Origin of the sequence: Kribbella yunnanensis (assembly GCF_039529655.1) — a bacterium.
GTDB lineage: Bacteria > Actinomycetota > Actinomycetes > Propionibacteriales > Kribbellaceae > Kribbella > Kribbella yunnanensis.
The window spans coordinates 142,759-159,192 of the sequence record NZ_BAAANF010000020.1 but is presented as its reverse complement, the minus strand read 5'-3'; the positions used below and the strand labels follow the sequence as shown (position 1 = coordinate 159,192).

Annotated in this window: 18 protein-coding genes; 7 read left to right on the top strand and 11 right to left on the bottom strand. The window is 68.0% G+C overall.

Annotation, left to right across the window (positions count from 1 at the left end):
* Positions 1-24: 24 nt before the first annotated feature.
* Both ABD231_RS30765 and ABD231_RS30760 read right to left on the bottom strand, forming a co-directional pair.
* Entirely contained in the window at positions 25-702 is a 678-nt protein-coding gene (locus ABD231_RS30765; RefSeq protein ID WP_185442982.1) for a response regulator transcription factor, read from the bottom strand.
* Positions 699-1,916 carry a sensor histidine kinase gene (locus tag ABD231_RS30760; RefSeq protein WP_344159611.1) on the bottom strand — a complete coding sequence of 406 codons (1,218 nt, stop codon included), beginning with the start codon at positions 1,914-1,916 and terminating at the stop codon, positions 699-701. Before ABD231_RS30760 ends, ABD231_RS30765 begins: the two co-directional genes overlap by 4 nt.
* Positions 1,917-2,112: 196 nt before the next feature.
* Between ABD231_RS30760 and phoU the strand changes: the two genes are divergently transcribed.
* Positions 2,113-2,826, top strand: a complete 714-nt coding sequence (gene phoU, locus ABD231_RS30755) for a phosphate signaling complex protein PhoU (RefSeq protein WP_344159608.1) — start codon at positions 2,113-2,115, stop codon at positions 2,824-2,826.
* Between the two features lie 3 nt (positions 2,827-2,829).
* Here phoU and ABD231_RS30750 read toward each other — a convergent pair whose 3' ends face one another.
* The 4 genes from ABD231_RS30750 to mshA form a co-directional block, all read right to left on the bottom strand.
* Positions 2,830-4,113 carry a hypothetical protein gene (locus tag ABD231_RS30750; protein WP_344159605.1) on the bottom strand — a complete coding sequence of 428 codons (1,284 nt, stop codon included), beginning with the start codon at positions 4,111-4,113 and terminating at the stop codon, positions 2,830-2,832.
* Positions 4,114-4,180: 67 nt separating this feature from the next.
* A complete protein-coding gene (locus ABD231_RS30745) occupies positions 4,181-4,927 on the bottom strand; it encodes a phosphoglyceromutase (protein ID WP_344159602.1) in 747 nt (248 codons plus the stop codon).
* Between the two features lie 10 nt (positions 4,928-4,937).
* Positions 4,938-5,426 carry a type III secretion system chaperone family protein gene (locus tag ABD231_RS30740; protein ID WP_344159599.1) on the bottom strand — a complete coding sequence of 163 codons (489 nt, stop codon included), beginning with the start codon at positions 5,424-5,426 and terminating at the stop codon, positions 4,938-4,940.
* Positions 5,423-6,673 carry a D-inositol-3-phosphate glycosyltransferase gene (gene mshA, locus ABD231_RS30735; RefSeq protein ID WP_425554228.1) on the bottom strand — a complete coding sequence of 417 codons (1,251 nt, stop codon included), beginning with the start codon at positions 6,671-6,673 and terminating at the stop codon, positions 5,423-5,425. The genes ABD231_RS30740 and mshA overlap by 4 nt, the downstream gene beginning before the upstream one ends.
* Positions 6,674-6,812: 139 nt before the next feature.
* On the opposite strand from mshA, the gene ABD231_RS30730 reads away from it, so the two are divergent.
* Positions 6,813-7,817 (top strand): hypothetical protein, encoded by a 1,005-nt coding sequence (locus ABD231_RS30730; RefSeq protein WP_344159594.1) that lies wholly within the window; start codon positions 6,813-6,815, stop codon positions 7,815-7,817.
* Positions 7,814-8,557, top strand: coding sequence for an SDR family NAD(P)-dependent oxidoreductase (locus ABD231_RS30725; RefSeq protein WP_344159591.1), 744 nt, complete (start codon positions 7,814-7,816; stop codon positions 8,555-8,557). The genes ABD231_RS30730 and ABD231_RS30725 overlap by 4 nt, the downstream gene beginning before the upstream one ends.
* Here the strand turns inward: ABD231_RS30725 and ABD231_RS30720 are convergent.
* A complete protein-coding gene (locus ABD231_RS30720) occupies positions 8,551-9,384 on the bottom strand; it encodes an erythromycin esterase family protein (protein WP_344159588.1) in 834 nt (277 codons plus the stop codon). The two genes, ABD231_RS30725 and ABD231_RS30720, sit on opposite strands and share 7 nt — an antisense overlap.
* Positions 9,385-9,615: 231 nt before the next feature.
* On the opposite strand from ABD231_RS30720, the gene ABD231_RS30715 reads away from it, so the two are divergent.
* The 3 genes from ABD231_RS30715 to ABD231_RS30705 all read left to right on the top strand — a co-directional run bounded on the left by ABD231_RS30715 (position 9,616) and on the right by ABD231_RS30705 (position 13,491).
* A complete protein-coding gene (locus ABD231_RS30715; protein ID WP_344159585.1) occupies positions 9,616-10,743 on the top strand; it encodes an FAD-dependent monooxygenase in 1,128 nt (375 codons plus the stop codon).
* A 148-nt stretch (positions 10,744-10,891) separates the two neighbouring features.
* Positions 10,892-12,754, top strand: coding sequence for a translational GTPase TypA (typA, locus tag ABD231_RS30710; RefSeq protein ID WP_344159582.1), 1,863 nt, complete (start codon positions 10,892-10,894; stop codon positions 12,752-12,754).
* Between the two features lie 185 nt (positions 12,755-12,939).
* Complete coding sequence (locus ABD231_RS30705; protein ID WP_344159579.1) at positions 12,940-13,491, top strand: L,D-transpeptidase; 552 nt, start codon at positions 12,940-12,942, stop codon at positions 13,489-13,491.
* Positions 13,492-13,519: 28 nt separating this feature from the next.
* Here ABD231_RS30705 and ABD231_RS30700 read toward each other — a convergent pair whose 3' ends face one another.
* Entirely contained in the window at positions 13,520-14,023 is a 504-nt protein-coding gene (locus tag ABD231_RS30700; protein ID WP_344159576.1) for a macro domain-containing protein, read from the bottom strand.
* Positions 14,024-14,157: 134 nt separating this feature from the next.
* Here ABD231_RS30700 and ABD231_RS30695 point away from each other — a divergent pair, with 134 nt between their 5' ends.
* The gene (locus tag ABD231_RS30695; RefSeq protein ID WP_344159572.1) at positions 14,158-14,949 is read left to right on the top strand and encodes a L,D-transpeptidase family protein; all 792 of its coding nucleotides are present in this window, start codon (positions 14,158-14,160) and stop codon (positions 14,947-14,949) included.
* Positions 14,950-14,956: 7 nt separating this feature from the next.
* On the opposite strand, the gene ABD231_RS30690 is transcribed toward ABD231_RS30695, so the two are convergent.
* The 3 genes from ABD231_RS30690 to ABD231_RS30680 all read right to left on the bottom strand — a co-directional run bounded on the left by ABD231_RS30690 (position 14,957) and on the right by ABD231_RS30680 (position 16,430).
* Entirely contained in the window at positions 14,957-15,307 is a 351-nt protein-coding gene (locus ABD231_RS30690) for a DUF2516 family protein (protein WP_344159570.1), read from the bottom strand.
* A gap of 101 nt (positions 15,308-15,408) precedes the next feature.
* Positions 15,409-15,963 (bottom strand): hypothetical protein, encoded by a 555-nt coding sequence (locus tag ABD231_RS30685; protein WP_344159567.1) that lies wholly within the window; start codon positions 15,961-15,963, stop codon positions 15,409-15,411.
* Complete coding sequence (locus tag ABD231_RS30680) at positions 15,963-16,430, bottom strand: helix-turn-helix domain-containing protein (RefSeq protein WP_344159564.1); 468 nt, start codon at positions 16,428-16,430, stop codon at positions 15,963-15,965. Before ABD231_RS30680 ends, ABD231_RS30685 begins: the two co-directional genes overlap by 1 nt.
* Positions 16,431-16,434: the final 4 nt, after the last annotated feature.

Sequence of the window (16,434 nt, the reverse complement as noted above, 5' to 3'; positions counted from 1 at the left end):
CCTGACGACCCGCGGGGCTGTGAGTCAGGACTCGAACTTGTAGCCGAGGCCGCGGACGGTGACCAGGTGCGACGGGTTCGAGGGGTCCTTCTCGAGCTTCGAGCGCAGCCGCTTCACGTGGACGTCGAGGGTCTTGGTGTCGCCCACGTAGTCGGCGCCCCAGATCCGGTCGATCAGCTGGCCGCGGGTGAGCACCCGGCCGGTGTTGCGCAGCAGCATCTCGAGCAGCTCGAACTCCTTCAGCGGCAACCGGATCTCGGTCCCACCGACGGTCACGACATGCCGCTCGACGTCCATCCGGACCGGCCCCGCTTCGAGGGTGTCCGGCAGCAACTCGACGTCCTGACCACGACGCAGTACGGCGCGGATCCGGGCGAGCAGCTCGCGCGGGCTGTAGGGCTTGGTGACGTAGTCGTCCGCGCCCAGTTCGAGCCCGACGACCTTGTCCACCTCGGTGTCCTTGGCGCTGACGATGATGACCGGGACGTTGCCGCGGCTGCGCAGCGCGCGGCACACCTCGGTACCGGACAGGCCCGGCAGCATCAGGTCGAGCAGCACGATGTCCGCACCGGCCCGGTCGTACTCGTCCAGTGCGTCCGGCCCGGTCTCCGCGACGGCGACCTCGAAGCCTTCCTTGCGCAGGACGTACGACAACGCGTCGCTGTAGCTCTCTTCGTCTTCGACGACCAGCACTCGGGTCACGAAGCTGTCTCCTTTGTGATCTGCTCCGACGGGGTAGGCGTCAGAGTGACGGCCGGCTCCTCCTGGCTGGGGGAACCGGTCTGGCCCGGGGCGGATTCGAGCCGCAACGGGAGTCTCACGGTGAATGTGGAGCCTTGGCCTTCGACACTCCAGACTCGCACGTCACCGCCGTGGATCGAGGCGATGTGCTTGACGATCGACAGCCCTAGCCCGGTGCCGCCGGTCTCCCGGCTGCGGGCCCGGTCGACCCGGTAGAAGCGCTCGAAGATGCGCTCGAGGTCGCTGGTCGGGATGCCGACGCCCTGGTCGCTGACGGTCACCTCGACCAGGTCGCCGATCGGGTGCGCGGCGACCGCGACCCGGGTGCCGTCCGGGCTGTAGTTGACCGCGTTCTCCACCAAGTTGCCGATGGCAATGGACAGCTGGTCCTCGCTGCCCATCACCTCCAGCTCCGGCTCGGTCTTCACGACGATCTTGATGTCGCGGTCCTCGGCGTCCACCCGGCAGCGGTCGACGGCGGCCTCGATGACCCCGTTGATGTCGACCGAGTGCGGGTGCTCCAGCGGGTCGTCGCCCTGCAGCCGGGACAGCTCGATGATCTCCTTGACCAGGCGGCTGAGCCTGGAGGCCTCGATCCGCATCCGGTCCGAGAACCGCTGCACCGCCTCCGGGTCGTCCGAGGCCTCGGAGACCGCGTCGGCGAGCAGGATCAGCGCGCCGACCGGGGTCTTCAGCTCATGCGAGACGTTGACGGTGAAGTCGCGCCGGATCGCCTCCAGCCGGCGCTCGCGGGTCCGGTCCTCGACCAGTACCAGCACCAGCTGGCTGCCCAGCGGCGCCACTCGGGCGCTCACGTACTGCGTGGCGCCGAGCCGGCCGCGGACGATCTCCAGGTCCTGCTGGCGAATCTCGCCGTCCCGGCGGACCGCCCGGACCATGGTCAGGATGTCGTCGACCACCAGCCGCTCACCCCGGACGATGCCGAGCACGTGCGCCGGAGCGCTTGCCTGCAGCACCTGATCCTCGGGGCCCATCACGACCGCCGAAGAGCGCAGTACGGACAGCACCGTCGCGACACCACTCGGTACGGCGGGGTCCGGGGACTCGGGGATCTTGCGCTGGGATCGCTCGGAAAGCATCATCGCGCCGAGTGAAAGGAGGGCCAGGGCCGCGCCGATGACGCCGCCCAGCACCGCAGCCAGCGTGGGGTCCACAGCATCGATGCTACGCGGGCAACCAGCAGGGAAAGCCCGTATGAGCACCGGATGACCGGGACACGTCTCAACTGTTCATCAGGCGTTCACCACTCGTCGCCGTCCGGCAACCTCGACGGCATACCGTCACCGTTGGACGGGTACTGGCCTGTCCGGCACCGGGGAACGGGCACACCACAGATCGGAAACGAACACAATGCGTGACAGTTACCACGAGCAGCTCGACGACATCCTCGCCGAGCTCGAGCGGATGACCCGGACCGTGTCCACCGCCGTCCGCCGGTCGACCGCAGCTCTGCTGGAGGCCGACATCCGCCAGGCCGAGGACGTCATCGCCGCCGACATCCAGCTGGACGCGGCCGGTGAAGGCGTCGAGGAGAAGGTCTTCGAGCTGATGGCCCGCCAGGCCCCGGTCGCCAACGAGCTGCGGATGCTGGTCGCCGCCCTCCGGATGGTCGCCGACCTCGAGCGGATGGGCGACCTCGCCGCCCACGTCTCCAAGATCGCCCGGCTGCGCTACCCGTCCCCGGCCATCCCGACCGAGCTGCACGACGTCATCCAGGAGATGGGCACCGTGGCCGGCCACATGGTCGACGCCGCCGGTGACGTGATCAAGACCCGCGACGTCGAAGCCGCCAGCGCCCTCGAGGCCACCGACGACGAGATGGACAAGCTCCGCACCAACCAGTTCCGCCTGATGATGGACGACAGCTGGCCGCACGGCGTCGAGGTCGCCGTCGACATCGCCCTCCTCGGCCGGTACTACGAGCGCATCTCCGACCACGCCGTCTCGATGGCCCGCCGCGTCGTCTACCTCGTCACCGGCGAGCTCCCGGTCGCCGTCGGCGGCACCGCCGCGGGCTCCGGCGCCGGCGCCTCCACCCCCAACCCGAACGGCAACGGCGACTGACCGTCAGAGCTGCACGGGCTTCGCAGCCCGCCAGAGGATCTCAGCCTCTTCCAGGAACTGCGGATACCAGGTGTCAGTCGGCTGAAGGACGAACTTCGGTTCGCCTTCAGCCTGGAAGGTGTAGTACTCGACGAACAGCGCCGAGTACTCCGTTTGCCCGTCAGGGTCGACTGCGACGACCCCGAGCGGGATCGGATGATTCGTGAGCCGAACCTCGAGTGATCCACCGGTCGATGCGGCCAGCTCGGCCAGCAATCGCAGCGACTGCTCGATCCTGGCCCTGGCCGACGCCGGCGATCGTTCTGCGTAATAGCGTTCGGCGGCGATCCCGACCGCACCGGACGAGGGTTCGATCAGCAGCATCCGGATCGAGCAGCCGTGCCGCAGCCGGCGTTCGAACTCGTTGTAGTTCTCGGTCAAGAGCGTGTTCCGCGCGACGCCGGTGATGAACAGGTCGTTCGCGGCCTTGATCGAATTCATGAGTTCGGGTCCGAACGACTGGGCGAACTGCGGTCGCGCCATCGCCTGCAGCCGTCGGCTCGGCGGTGGCGGCCACGCCGTACCGGCCTCCCAGAGCCGTTCGGCCTGCTGCGCGTAGAAGGTGAACCAACCACCGTCTGACTCGGCGAAGTGCATGATCGGGCCGGGCTCGGACGCGGGCCGCAACTCGGGCTGCTGGACGGTCACGGTCGACGAACCACGCGACCGGATCAGGTTCACACCGATCGGCGGGACGAACTGCGCGACCCGGATCTCGAGGTTTCCCTGCGTGCTGGCCTTGAGCTCGTCCAGTTCCTCGAGCGTGCTCAGGATCCGCTGCGACAACAGCGCCGCACGCCCGACCGGCCGGTTCATCGCAGCCTGCTCGACGAGCGCCTGCTCGTTCGGATCGACTACCAGCACTCGCAGCCGCGCCCCACGCACCAGCGCCCGGTGGAAGTCGTCGCGCGATCCCTGAACGGTCCGCGCCATCGCGATCCCGATCAGCAGTACGTCGTCCGCCTCGGCCCGCCGCCGCGCCAGATCCTCAGGAAAATCCCGCAACAGTACGTCGGCCGGTCGGCCCTTGCCCGCCATCTCGGCCACCAGTCGCCGGGACCGGATCTGTGCAAACGCCAAGACGGCCAGCAACGCCAGAATCGCCGAACTCAACACAGCCATGTCGGCCACATCCACGATGCCGAGCACCGTGAACACTCCGGCTGCGCCGGTCAGCAACCACAGATCGAGGTTGTCGCTCTTCAACACCCGCTGAACGCCCCGCCCCAGGGCTCGCACGAAACTCACGCACCAACCGTACGAACCCGAACCCCCACCCGCGCACTCACGCGTGTCCGGGTGGGGAAGGCAGCTGTCAGCGGCCTTGGTTCTTGACTGCTTCGATGGCGTCGGCGGCTGCGGCGGGGTCGAGGTACTCGCCGCCGGGGGTGATCGGCTTCAGGTCCTCGTCGAGTTCGTAGAGGAGGGGGAGGCCGGTGGGGATGTTGAGGCCGACGACGGTGGGCTCGTCCAGGCCGTCGAGGTGCTTGACCAGGGCGCGCAGGGAGTTGCCGTGGGCGGTGACCAGGACGGTCTTGTTGGCGCGGAGGTCGGGGACGATCGCGTCGTACCAATAGGGGAGCATCCGGGCGACGACGTCCTTGAGGCACTCGGTCGCGGGGAGGATCTCCGGCGGGAGGGCCGCGTAGCGGGCGTCGCCGGCCTGGTCGAACTCGGAGCCGCGCTCGATGGCGGGCGGCGGGGTGTCGTAGGACCGGCGGAAGAGCATGAACTGCTCCTCGCCGAGCTCCTCGAGGGTCTGCTTCTTGTCCTTGCCCTGCAGGGCGCCGTAGTGGCGCTCGTTGAGGCGCCAGGAACGGCGGACGTCGATCCACTGGCGCTCGGCCACCTCGAGCGCGATGTTCGCGGTGCGGATCGCGCGGCGCAGCAGCGAGGTGTGCAGGACGTCGGGGAGCAGGCCGCGGTCGCGGAGCAGCTCACCGCCGCGGTGCGCCTCCTCGACACCCTGGGCGTTCAGGTCGACGTCGACCCAGCCGGTGAAGAGGTTCTTGGCGTTCCAGTCGCTGTGGCCGTGGCGGAGCAGGATCAGACGATAGGTCATGCGGCCGAGTCTAACGAGGCTCCAGCCAGCCCTTGAAAGCGTCCAGATTCCGGGTGGATTCGCCCCGCGAGATCCGCCAGTCGTACTCCTTGCGGATCGACGAGGCGAAGCCCAGCTCGAGGATCGTGTTGAACGACGAGTCCGCATACTCCAGTACGGCGCCCAGCAGCCGATCCACCTCTGTCGGGGTGATCGCGTGCAGCGGGACCCGGCCGTCCAGATGGATGTCGCCGAGATGGTCGACCGCGAACGCGACGCCGTACATCTTCAGGTTCTTCTCGAGGAGCCAGCGATAGACGGCCTCGTGGTTCTCGTCCGGGTGCCGGGCCACGAAGGCGTGCACCTGGACGGCCTGGGCGCCGACCGTCAGCGCGACCGTGGTCTTGAGCTTGCGCTCCCCCGGCAGGTCGGCGCTGAAGACGCCTGGTGAGCTCTCGGTGAACTCGATCTCGTTCTCGGTCAGCACCTGGCGGATCACGTCCGCCGCGGACACTCTCATCCGGCTACCTCCGCAGCCAGATCGGCCGCCATCGACTCCGCTGCGGTCCGGTACGCCGTCAGCGTCTTCCGAGCGGTCAGTTCCCAGCCGAAGCCGCGCGCATGCTTGACCGCTGCCTGGCTCATCGTCTCGCGGGTGACCGGATCCGTCGCGATCCGGGCCAGCGCGTCGGCGAAGTCGTCGACCCGGTGCCCGTCGACCAGCAGCCCGGTCTGCCCGTTCGCGACCGCGGTCGTCAGCCCACCGACGGCCGCCGCGACCACCGGCGTACCGCAGGCCTGCGCTTCCAGGGCGACCAGCCCGAAAGACTCCGAGTACGACGGGACGCAGACGACCGAGGCGGCTCGGTACCAGTCGGCCAGCCCGCTCCGCTCCATCGGCTTCACGAACCGGGTCACGTCGTCCACGCCCAGCTCCCGCGCCAGCTCGGCATGCGCCTCCGGGTGTTCCATCCCGTTGCCCGACGGACCGCCGATGATCGCGACCACCAGCCGATTCCGAAGCGACGGGTCCCGCTCCAGAATCCGCGCGGCCGCCCGAATCAACAGATCGGGAGCCTTCAGCGGCTGAATACGCCCGACAAAAGCCAGGACAACAGCATCCTCCGGTACGCCGACCGCCCGCCGCGCCGCCGCTTGGTCGCCGGGCCCGAACACCTCCAGGTCCACGCCAGGGTTGACCACACCGACCTTCGCCGGCTGAGCGCCGTACAGGCTGATGAGCTCCTGGGCCTCGTCCGGAGTGTTGGCCAGCAGCCGGTCCGCGGACTCGACCACTTGCTCCTCGCCGATCACGCGGGCCGGTGGTTCCGGTATGTCGTCCTCGGCCAGGCTGGCGTTCTTGACCTTCGCCATCGTGTGCATGGTGTGCACGAGCGGGATCGCCCAGCGGTCCCGCGCCAGCAACCCGACCTGCCCGGACAACCAGTAGTGCGAGTGGATCACGTCGTACCAGCCGGGTTCGTGGATCGCTTCGGCTCGCAGCACGGCCCGGGCGAACGTACACAGCTGGGCCGGCAGCTCGTTCTTGGTCAGGCCCTCATACGGACCCGCGGCGACATTGCGAACCGTCACGCCGGGCATCAGCTCGATCCGCGGCGGCAGCGCCGAGGTGGTCGCCCGGGTGAAGACGTCCACCTCGATCCCGAGCTCCGCGAGCTGTTTCGACAGCTCAACGACGTACACATTCATGCCGCCGGCGTCACCGATACCCGGCTGGTCCAGCGGCGAGGTGTGCAGGCTGATCATCGCGACCCGCCGCGGCGGGCGGTCGGCGGACGGCGGGAAACTCACCTCGCCAGCGTACGCCGGTAAGTAGACCTACCACCCCCATGGGAGGCGGACTGAGCCCACTGCGGTGCAGGCGTTGCGCAGAAAGCATGAATGCATGCACAAAGTCCTCGCCGAAGTACGCACGTGGCATCGCCCGCTGATGGTGATGGTGTCGGTCATGGCCGCCCTGGTCCTGGTCTCGTTCGTCGGTCTCCTGATCGACAGCCGCGAGATCCTGAACGAGTCCGTCTGGCTCAAGCCGGCCAAGTTCGGCATCTCCTTCGTCCTGTACGGCGCGACGCTGGCCTGGCTGCTGTCGCGGCTGCGCAAGGGCAAGCGGTTCGGCTGGTGGCTGGGGACCGTGTTCGCGGTCACCGGTGTGGTCGACGTCGGGTTCGTCGCCGTGCAGGCCGCACGCGGCACGTTCAGTCACTTCAACGCCAACACCGACACGTTCAACCAGGTCGGTCAGCAGGTCTTCATGTCCGGCGTTCTCGGGCTGTTCGGCGCGAGTCTGGTGATCGCGATCCTGCTGCAGTTCCAGCGCGTCGGCGACGCCCCGCTGAACCGCGCGATCCGGACCGGCATCGCGCTGGCGCTGGCCGGGATGGCGCTGGCCTTCTACCTGGTGGGTGCGAACGGGGCGCGCCAGCAGACTGTGGACGCCTACGGCAACGCGGTCGAGCTGGGCGGTAGCCACGGCGTCGGTGTCGAGGCGGGCGGTCCAGGCCTGCCGTTCGTGCACTGGAGCACCGAGGGCGGCGACCTGCGGGTCCCGCACTTCATCGGATTGCACGCGATCCACGCCCTGCTGGCGGTCGTCGTACTGCTGAGCATCCTCGCGGCCCGCGTGGTCTGGCTCCGGCCGGAACGGGTCCGCGCCCGGCTCGTCGGTGTAGCTGTCATCGCCTACACCGGTCTGATGGTGACCACCAGCGTCCAGGCGTTCCGCGGGCAGTCGGTCATCCACCCCGACGGACAAACGCTGGGTTTGTTCGGTGGTTTCCTCGCACTCAGCCTGCTCCTGCTGGTGTTCACGATCGCTTCCGCGCGGCGACAGGCCGCCGTACCTGAGACAGGTTCGGACAAGATCCTGGCGAGTGAAACACTGAAGGTATGACTGAACGTCCACTTGCCGTGGTGACCGGAGCGAGCAGCGGGATCGGGGCCGCCACGGCCCGCCGGCTGGCCAAGGATGGGTTCGAGGTGATCGCGGCCGCCCGGCGGCTGGATCGGACCGAGGCGCTGGCCAAGGAGATCGACGGTCGCGCGGTCCAGTGTGATGTCACGTCGGCGGACGACGTGGCCGCACTGGCCGCGACTGTCGGTGACCGGCTGGATCTGCTGGTGAACAACGCCGGTGGCGCGTTCGGCGCCGAGCCGGTGGCCGACGCCGATCTGGACGCCTGGCGGCGGATGTACGAGGTGAACGTGATCGGCGTCGCGGCCGTCACCAAGTCGTTGCTCCCGGCCCTTATCGCCGGGCAGGGCACGATCATCGTGATGGGCTCGACCGCCGGTCAGGTGGCCTACGAGAACGGCGGCGGGTACGTCGCCGCCAAGCACGCCACCAAGGCGGTCGTCGACACGCTGCGGCTCGAGCTGTTCGACCAGCCGGTCCGGGTCAGCGAGATCGCGCCCGGCATGGTCAAGAGCGAAGGCTTTGCCCTGACCCGGTTCGAGGGCGACCAGGCCAAGGCCGACGCCGTGTACGCCGGGGTCGCCGAACCGCTCACGTCCGACGACATCGCCGACATCGTCAGCTGGGTCGCCTCACGCCCACCCCACGTGAACCTCGACCGCATCACCGTCCGCCCCCGCGCCCAAGCGGCGCAGCACAAGGTCCACCGCGTTCAGTAGGCGTGCGTCGGCGATACCCGGTGTTCGAACCAGTCGGGCTTGGCCGGCGGCAGGTCGACGCCGCCGAACGCCGTACCGCGGTCGAACGTGCAGCCGAGTGAGCGGTAGCGATCGCCGTACCAGTCGCGGAGCGCCGTACCGACGTTCTTGAAGGTGGCATCGGGGGTCACGAAGCGCAGGTTCGGAGCGTTCATGGTGTGGGCGTTGGCGGCCCAGTAGATGACCTTGTTGCGGGTGAATCCGTGCCACCAGCGCACGTTCTCGGCCGCGCGTGCATCGCGGTAGGCCCAGATCTCGGCCTCGGGCAGACTGAACGCCGTGTAGAACGACCGGATCTGCCGGGCGTGCTGCTCGGTGATCGCGTGATCCCGGTCGTTGGCGCGATGCGGGAGATCCGCGATCAGGTCGTGCACTGCCTCCGCCTTCGCGATGTACGACGCCTTGTCGGCTGCCGGGACTTCGCGCCAGTACCGCTGCACGTAGTCGCCGATATCCGTCATGGTGGGCCGGATCGGATTCAGGCTGCGGCGCAGCTCCGACAGGCGGTCCGGGGCGCGGCGGCCGACGTACTCGTCGATCGCGTCGTAGGAGAGATGTCTGGTGGCGAAGTATTCCGCGCCGGCGAAGCGGACCTTGTCGCGATGGGTTGAGTTGTAGGCGCGAAGGTATTCGAACAGCTCGGCGATCTCGTGGGTCCGGGATTCCTTGCTGAGCTGGCGAACCAGTGTCCGCAGATCGCCGCGACCGGTGAGCACGTACTCGTTGAGCTGCGTGCCAAGCGACCAGTCGTCCTCAAAGGCGATCGCCCGGAAACCCAGCTCCTCCACGAGAAACCGGACCACTCGCAGCTTCAGACGGGTGAGTTCCGCCGTACCGTGCACGGCCTCGCCGAGCCCGACGATCTGCGCGCCACCGATCGACCGACGTAGGTCTCCGATCGGCGTCCATGGTGATCACTCTGGGCGCGGCAGCATCCGGCGGGCATCCGCCACCGGAAGGCTCCGCGAATACGCCCAACGCCGTACGCGAAGAACGCCGCAAACTTCTAGCGTGGAGCCATGGCACAACGAGCAATTGTGATCGGTGGCGGGATCGCCGGGCTGACCGCTGCGGCGTCATTGCTCCAGGCGGGTTGGCAGGTGCAGATCCTCGAGAGCGCGCCGGAGCTGGGCGAGGTCGGCGCCGGGCTGGCCGTGACGGTCAACGGGATGCGAGCCCTGGCAGCGATCGGCGCGGCTGATGCGGTCCGACGATCCGGGTACGCCGTTCGTCCGGCCGGGACCCGGCGTTCGGACGGCAAATGGTTGCTGAGGGCACCTGAACCGGACGCGCTCAGCGAGATGGTCGGTATCCACCGCCAAGCACTGCACGCAGCACTCGCCGGGGCGGCTCGCGGCGCCGACCTCGTCACCGGAGCGCGGGTCACCGCCGTCGAGCCCGGTACGCCGGGAGCCGAACGAGCCAAGGTGATCTGGGGCACACACACCGCGACCGCGGATCTCGTGATCGGCGCCGACGGGATCCGGAGTGCGACTCGGGATGCGCTCTTTCCTGGCCATTCGTTGGCCTACAGCGGGTATTCGAGCTGGCGTGCGGTCGTGGCCGACGCGACCACGGCGGCCGATCGGTTCGCGATGGTGTGGGGACCGCGAGCCGAGTTCGGCAGGCTGCGGATCAGCGCTGAGCAGATCTATTGGTACGGGTACGTCGCATTGTCGGCTGGGCACCGATTCTCGGACGAGCTGGCCGGTGTTCACGAACACTTCGCTTCGTGGGCTCCCGACGTACAGGCGTTGATTGCGGCGACTGAGTCGTCGGAGTTGATCCGGCATGACGTGTGGCAGCTCGCGAAGCCCTTGCCGCGATACACCCGGGGGCGTACGGCGTTGATCGGTGACGCGGCTCATCCGATGCTCCCGACACTTGGGCAGGGGGCGAATTCGGCGCTCGAGGACGGTGTATCGGTTGGAGCGCTGGCGCGGTCGGATGGTGATCTGCGCGACTACGAGAGCGCGCGCTACCGGCGTACCCAGAAGTTGGTTGCCAGGTCGGCGCAGATGGCGCGGGTGGGCGCACACCTCGGGCGCGGGCAGGCGTTGCGCAATGCACTGCTCCGCTTGACTCCCGCCCGTACGGCGCAGCGGTCGGGCACCCGGGCCCTGGACTGGCAGCCACCGGGGAGCTGATCGCGATTCGTTGCCACGCACCGTGACAGGTAGGATAGAGACGCTGTGCCTTGCGTCGAGTGGCCCCTGCTGCAAATCAATGCGGCGTGACTCAACACACGCCGTAGCCACCGCCTGACACCCAGTCTACTGCTTGGAGCGCTTCCCCATGCCTGTCCGTAACGACCTGCGCAACGTCGCGATCGTGGCCCACGTCGACCACGGGAAGACCACCCTGGTCGACGCGATGCTGTGGCAGTCCGGCGCCTTCGGCGCCCACCAGCACGTGGACGAGCGGGCGATGGACTCCGGTGACCTGGAGCGTGAGAAGGGCATCACGATCCTCGCCAAGAACACCGCCGTCCGGCACAAGATGGCCAGCGGTGAGACGGTGACGATCAACATCATCGACACCCCCGGTCACGCCGACTTCGGTGGCGAGGTCGAGCGCGGCCTGTCCATGGTGGACGCGATCGTGCTGCTGGTCGACGCCTCCGAGGGCCCGCTGCCGCAGACCCGGTTCGTGCTGCGCAAGGCGCTGGCCCGCCGGATGCCGGTCATCCTCGTGGTGAACAAGGTCGACCGTCCGGACTCCCGGATCGCCGAGGTCGTCGACGAGACCTACGAGCTGTTCCTGGACCTGCTCGACCACGACGCCGACCAGAGCGCCCTGGACTTCCCGGTCGTGTACGCCTCGGCGCGCGCGGGCCGGGCCTCGCTGACCCAGCCCGCCGACGGCGGCCTGCCGGACTCCGAGGACCTCGAGCCGCTGTTCGAGACGATCCTGGCCAACGTGCCGGCCCCGGAGTACACCGAGGACGCGCCGCTGCAGGCCCACGTGACGAACCTGGACGCCTCGCCGTTCCTCGGCCGGCTCGCGCTGGTCCGGGTGCACGAAGGCACGCTGAAGAAGGGCTCCCAGGTCGCCTGGTGCCGCCACGACGGTTCGATCCAGCGGGTGAAGATCACCGAGCTGCTGGTCACCGAGGCGCTCGAGCGGGTGCCCGGCGACTCGGCCGGCCCCGGTGACATCGTCGCGATCGCCGGTATCCCGGAGATCATGATCGGCGACACCCTGACCGACCCCGAGAACCCGAAGCCGCTGCCGCTGATCACCGTGGACGAGCCGGCCATCTCGATGACGATCGGTACCAACACCTCGCCGCTGGCCGGCCGGGTCAAGGGCACCAAGGTGACCGCCCGCCTGGTCAAGGACCGGCTCGACCGTGAGCTCGTCGGCAACGTCTCGCTGAAGGTGCTGCCGACCGAGCGTCCGGACGCCTGGGAGGTGCAGGGCCGTGGTGAGCTGGCGCTGGCCATCCTCGTCGAGCAGATGCGTCGCGAGGGCTACGAGCTGACCGTCGGCAAGCCGCAGGTGGTCACCCGCGAGATCGACGGCAAGCGGCACGAGCCCGTCGAGCGGCTGACCATCGACTGCCCCGAGGAGTACCTCGGGACCGTCACCCAGCTGCTCGCGGTCCGCAAGGGCCGGATGGAGCAGATGACGAACCACGGCACCGGCTGGGTCCGGATGGAGTTCCTGGTGCCCGCGCGTGGCCTGATCGGCTTCCGCACCGAGTTCCTCACCGACACCCGGGGTACCGGTATCGCGCACCACGTCTTCGAGGGTTACGAGCCGTGGTTCGGCGAGCTGCGCACGCGCCCGTCCGGTTCGCTGGTCTCCGACCGGGCCGGCGCCGCGACGTCGTACGCGATGATCAACCTGCAGGAGCGCGGCACGATGTTCGTCGAGCCGACCACCGAGGTGTACGAGGGCATGATCATCGGCGAGAACTCGCGCGCCGACGACATGGACGTCAACATCACCAAGGAAAAGAAGATGACCAACGTCCGCTCGAACGCGGACGAGTTCGAGAAGCTGGTGCCGGCCCGCAAGCTGTCGCTCGAGCAGTCGCTGGAGTTCTGCCGCGAGGACGAGTGCGTCGAGGTCACCCCGGACGCGATCCGGATGCGCAAGGTCGCGCTGACGCAGATCGAGCGCGCCAAGCTGGGGCGCAAAGCCAAGGCCTGATAAGCCTTTTCGCAACACGGTTCGGCAACGCCGACCCCGACGACGTGCGCCGAATTCCACCGGTGTGATACACCGTTTTTCGGCCGGTCGTCGGGGAGATACTTCTGGATCGTTACCAACCAGATGGCGCTGCCCGACGTCTGACTCTGTGAACAGCAAAACTTCAGTTGGGGGAAGGAAACACCATGGGCATGCTGCGTAAGCTCGGCGCCACCGTGACCGCAGTCGCATTCGTCGGGGTCGGTGCTCTGACAGTCGGTACGACGGCACAGGCCGCGACCGTGGCTCCGAAGGTCGCACCCAAGACCGCCGTGGCCGTGCCGCAGAAGGCCGCCGTCAAGACCAAGTACATCGGCCGCTACCACCTCGACCCGCGGTGCATGAAGGGCCGCGTCATGTGCGCCAACAAGAAGACGCGCAAGATGGTCTACCTGATCAACGGCAAGACCATCTACGTCCTGGACGCCCGCTTCGGCGGCTCCAAGACGCCGACCCGGAACGGCCAGTTCAAGGTCTACCGCAAGTCGAAGAACCACGTCTCGAAGCTCTACAAGTCGAAGATGCCGCTGGCGATGTTCTTCAGCGGCGGCCAGGCCGTCCACTACTCGTCCGACTTCAAGGCCCGCGGCTACAACGGCGCCTCGCACGGCTGCCTGAACATCCGCGACAAGGCCAAGCTCGCCAAGATCTACGCCCAGATCAAGATCGGCGACAAGGTCGTCGTCTACAGCGGCTGACATATCGTTCGTGCACAGCGGCCGGGGCTCACGCCTCGGCCGCTGTTGCGTTCCCGAACGCCTTGTACAGCCGCGGCTCCACCAGACAGAACGTCGCTGTCACGACACTGCTCGCCGTACGACGAACTGTCCCGACCGCGATGTCGGCCGCCGACTGCGCCGGCCACCCGAAGATCCCCGCCGAAACCGCCGGCAGCGCCAACGTCTTCACGCCGAGCTCGTCGGCGATCCGCAACGCGTTGCGGTAACACGATTCCAGCAACGCCGGATCCCGTTGCCCGGCGTTGTAATTCGGCCCGACCACATGGATCACGTACGACGCCGGCAGCGCCCCCGCGGTCGTCCACACGGCCTCGCCCGGTGCCGCGCCACGGGGATAGCGCTCGATGAGTTCCGCCAGGATCTCGGGACCACCGGCCCGGTGAATCGCGCCGTCGACACCGCCTCCGCCGCGTAAGGCGTGGTGGGCGGCGTTCACGATCGCATCGGCAGGCACGGTGGTGATGTCCGCCGTACTGAGGACGATCTCCATGCGGGGTTCTCCGGTCACGAGTTGCTTACGGCGGATGCGGGGTGGTGGTGAGTAATTTACGCTGGGGGGTCAACAAAAGTGGCTGTGAGGACGTCCTACGGGGTACGGGGACAAGGTCGACTGAGGGGTGTCCGATGCGCGCGCTGATCATTCGCAACGTGGTGGCCGGGGTGGTCGCCGGGGTGGCGGTTGCGGTGGTGGCTGGGGCTGGGGTGGTTGCGAAGGCGACGCCGGCTGAGGTGAAGGTGGTGCCGTTCGAGGTGAGCGGGGAGCTGCCGATCTATCCGAAGGCCCTGTACCGGTACGGCGCGGTGAGTGTGAGCGTGCGGAAGCTCGAGGCTCGGTTGATCCAGCTGAAGCTGCTGGACAAGCGGTATCTGGACAACGAGTACGGGACGATGACGCGGTCAGCGGTGAAGAAGTTCCAGCAGTCCAAGGGGATTCCGCCGCTCGGGTATGTCGACCAGAACACGTGGGACAAGCTGGCTGCGGTCACGAAGGAGCCGATGCAGAAGGAGCTGTACCCGCCGGTGCCGGTGGTCGACGGGCGGAAGCTGGACTCGCGGTGTGCGACCGGGGTGGCGTTGTGCATCGACAAGACCACGCGCAAACTGCGGTACGTCGTCGATGGCGTCGTGAAGATGCAGTTCGACGTACGGTTCGGGGCGGTGAAGACCGCGACTCGTGAGGGTGGCTTCACGGTTGGCTGGAAGAGCCGGAACCACGTGTCGAAGCTGTACGACTCACCGATGCCCTACGCGATGTTCTTCAGCGGCGGCCAGGCCGTCCAGTACTCGTCGGACTTCGCGGCCCGCGGCTACAACGGGGCGTCACACGGCTGCGTGAACGTCCGGGACCTCGGCAAGATCAAGATCCTGTTCGACCAGGTGCACGTCGGCGACAAAGTGATCGTCTACCGCTCGTAGCGGTACCTCAGAGCGGACGGGGGCCGCGCCGGCGGCGGATGCCCCAGCCGCCCCGGCCGCGGCCGGTGGCGGCGCGCAGGGCGGGCCGGGCGTCGACGAGGTAGACACCGGCGGCCGCGATCCCGATCAGGCCGAAGAAACTCAGCCATCCCTGGAAGAGCTGGCTGAGCGAGAACACGACCAGGATCAGCACCCAGCCGGGCTTGGTCAGCTTGTCCGCGGCGAGGAACACCGCCCGCGGCCGGAAGGCCGCATCGAGGAGCGCGACCAGCTTCAGCCCGAGCAGCACCCACCAGATGATCTCGAACGGGCCCGCGAACCCCGGGAAGAGGTTCGGGAACGTGGCGAGTGGGAGCATGCCCCGAGCCTAGCCGAAAGACCGGGCGGCCCACCCCTGTCATGCACAGGTGCGGGCCGCCCAGGCGGAACTTTCACCCAGTGTTGGGTGAATTACTACTGTCAGTCGCCAACCTTGGCGGCCGCGTCGGTGGTGGCCTTGGCGGCCGTCTTCGCGGTCTTCTTGGCCGCGGTGGTGGTCGCCTTGACGTTGCGCTGCGCGGTCTCGGCGGTCTTCTTCACCGTCGTACGGGTGGCCTTGGCCTTGCTCACCGTGGTCTTCGCGGCGGCCTCGAGGTCCTCGGTGGCCTGCTGCGAGCGGATCCGCTCGACCAGGTCCTTGCCGCGACCGGCGAGGTCCTCGTAGGTCTCCTCGGCCTGGCCGAGCACGGTGGTGAAACCGGCCTGCGCGACGGCCGGCAGCTCACGCAGCTTGGCCGGAGCGGTGCGGGCGTCGGCAACCAAAGCCTCGAAGCGCTTGGTCAGCTCGGCCTGACGCTTGGTCAGCTCCGCGGTGAGCTCGCTCTGGCGCTTGCTGATCTCGGCCTGCACGGTCTTCTGGTCGAGCTTGGCGAACCGGGTGGTGACGTCGGCGCCGACAGCGCGGACCTTCTCCACGGCCAGGTCGCCGGCACCGGCGATCGCGTACAACGGGGTGACGGGCGTACGGGTAGCCATCAGGCTTCTCCTTGAATTTTCGGCGAGTTGGTACTGCGGGGTCGTGCAGGGGTCTTCTTGGCCGCGGCCCGCTTCTTCGCAGGCTCCTCGGTGGGCGTGTTCTCACGGACGAACGAGGCGTACACATCGAGCAGAACCCGCTTCTGCCGCTCATTGAGCGAGGGGTCCAGCAGGACGGCATCAACCACCCCGGAGGCGCGTTCGCCGTCCGAGCTGTCGTCCGGATCGAGAATGCCGGCCCGTACGTACAAGGTCTCCGCAGAGATCCGCAACGCCTTCGCAAGCTGCTGCAGCACATCGGCCGACGGTTTCCGCAGGCCGCGCTCGATCTGGCTCAAGTACGGGTTCGACACTCCAGCCAGATCCGACAGCTGCCGCAACGACAACTGCGCCTGCCGCCGCTGCTCGGCCAGGTACTCCCCCACGGAGCCCACCGACCCGGCAACACGATCACTCAATCTGGCCATACCC

Coding starts and splice junctions, on each gene's coding strand:
- phoU (WP_344159608.1), top strand. CDS start 2,113: ATGCGTGACAGTTACCACGAGCAGCTCGACGACATCCTCGCCGAGCTC.
- ABD231_RS30745 (WP_344159602.1), bottom strand. CDS start 4,927: ATGACCTATCGTCTGATCCTGCTCCGCCACGGCCACAGCGACTGGAAC.
- ABD231_RS30740 (WP_344159599.1), bottom strand. CDS start 5,426: ATGAGAGTGTCCGCGGCGGACGTGATCCGCCAGGTGCTGACCGAGAAC.
- mshA (WP_425554228.1), bottom strand. CDS start 6,673: ATGATCAGCCTGCACACCTCGCCGCTGGACCAGCCGGGTATCGGTGAC.
- ABD231_RS30730 (WP_344159594.1), top strand. CDS start 6,813: ATGCACAAAGTCCTCGCCGAAGTACGCACGTGGCATCGCCCGCTGATG.
- ABD231_RS30725 (WP_344159591.1), top strand. CDS start 7,814: ATGACTGAACGTCCACTTGCCGTGGTGACCGGAGCGAGCAGCGGGATC.
- ABD231_RS30715 (WP_344159585.1), top strand. CDS start 9,616: ATGGCACAACGAGCAATTGTGATCGGTGGCGGGATCGCCGGGCTGACC.
- typA (WP_344159582.1), top strand. CDS start 10,892: ATGCCTGTCCGTAACGACCTGCGCAACGTCGCGATCGTGGCCCACGTC.
- ABD231_RS30705 (WP_344159579.1), top strand. CDS start 12,940: ATGGGCATGCTGCGTAAGCTCGGCGCCACCGTGACCGCAGTCGCATTC.
- ABD231_RS30700 (WP_344159576.1), bottom strand. CDS start 14,023: ATGGAGATCGTCCTCAGTACGGCGGACATCACCACCGTGCCTGCCGAT.
- ABD231_RS30695 (WP_344159572.1), top strand. CDS start 14,158: ATGCGCGCGCTGATCATTCGCAACGTGGTGGCCGGGGTGGTCGCCGGG.
- ABD231_RS30690 (WP_344159570.1), bottom strand. CDS start 15,307: ATGCTCCCACTCGCCACGTTCCCGAACCTCTTCCCGGGGTTCGCGGGC.
- ABD231_RS30685 (WP_344159567.1), bottom strand. CDS start 15,963: ATGGCTACCCGTACGCCCGTCACCCCGTTGTACGCGATCGCCGGTGCC.
- ABD231_RS30680 (WP_344159564.1), bottom strand. CDS start 16,430: ATGGCCAGATTGAGTGATCGTGTTGCCGGGTCGGTGGGCTCCGTGGGG.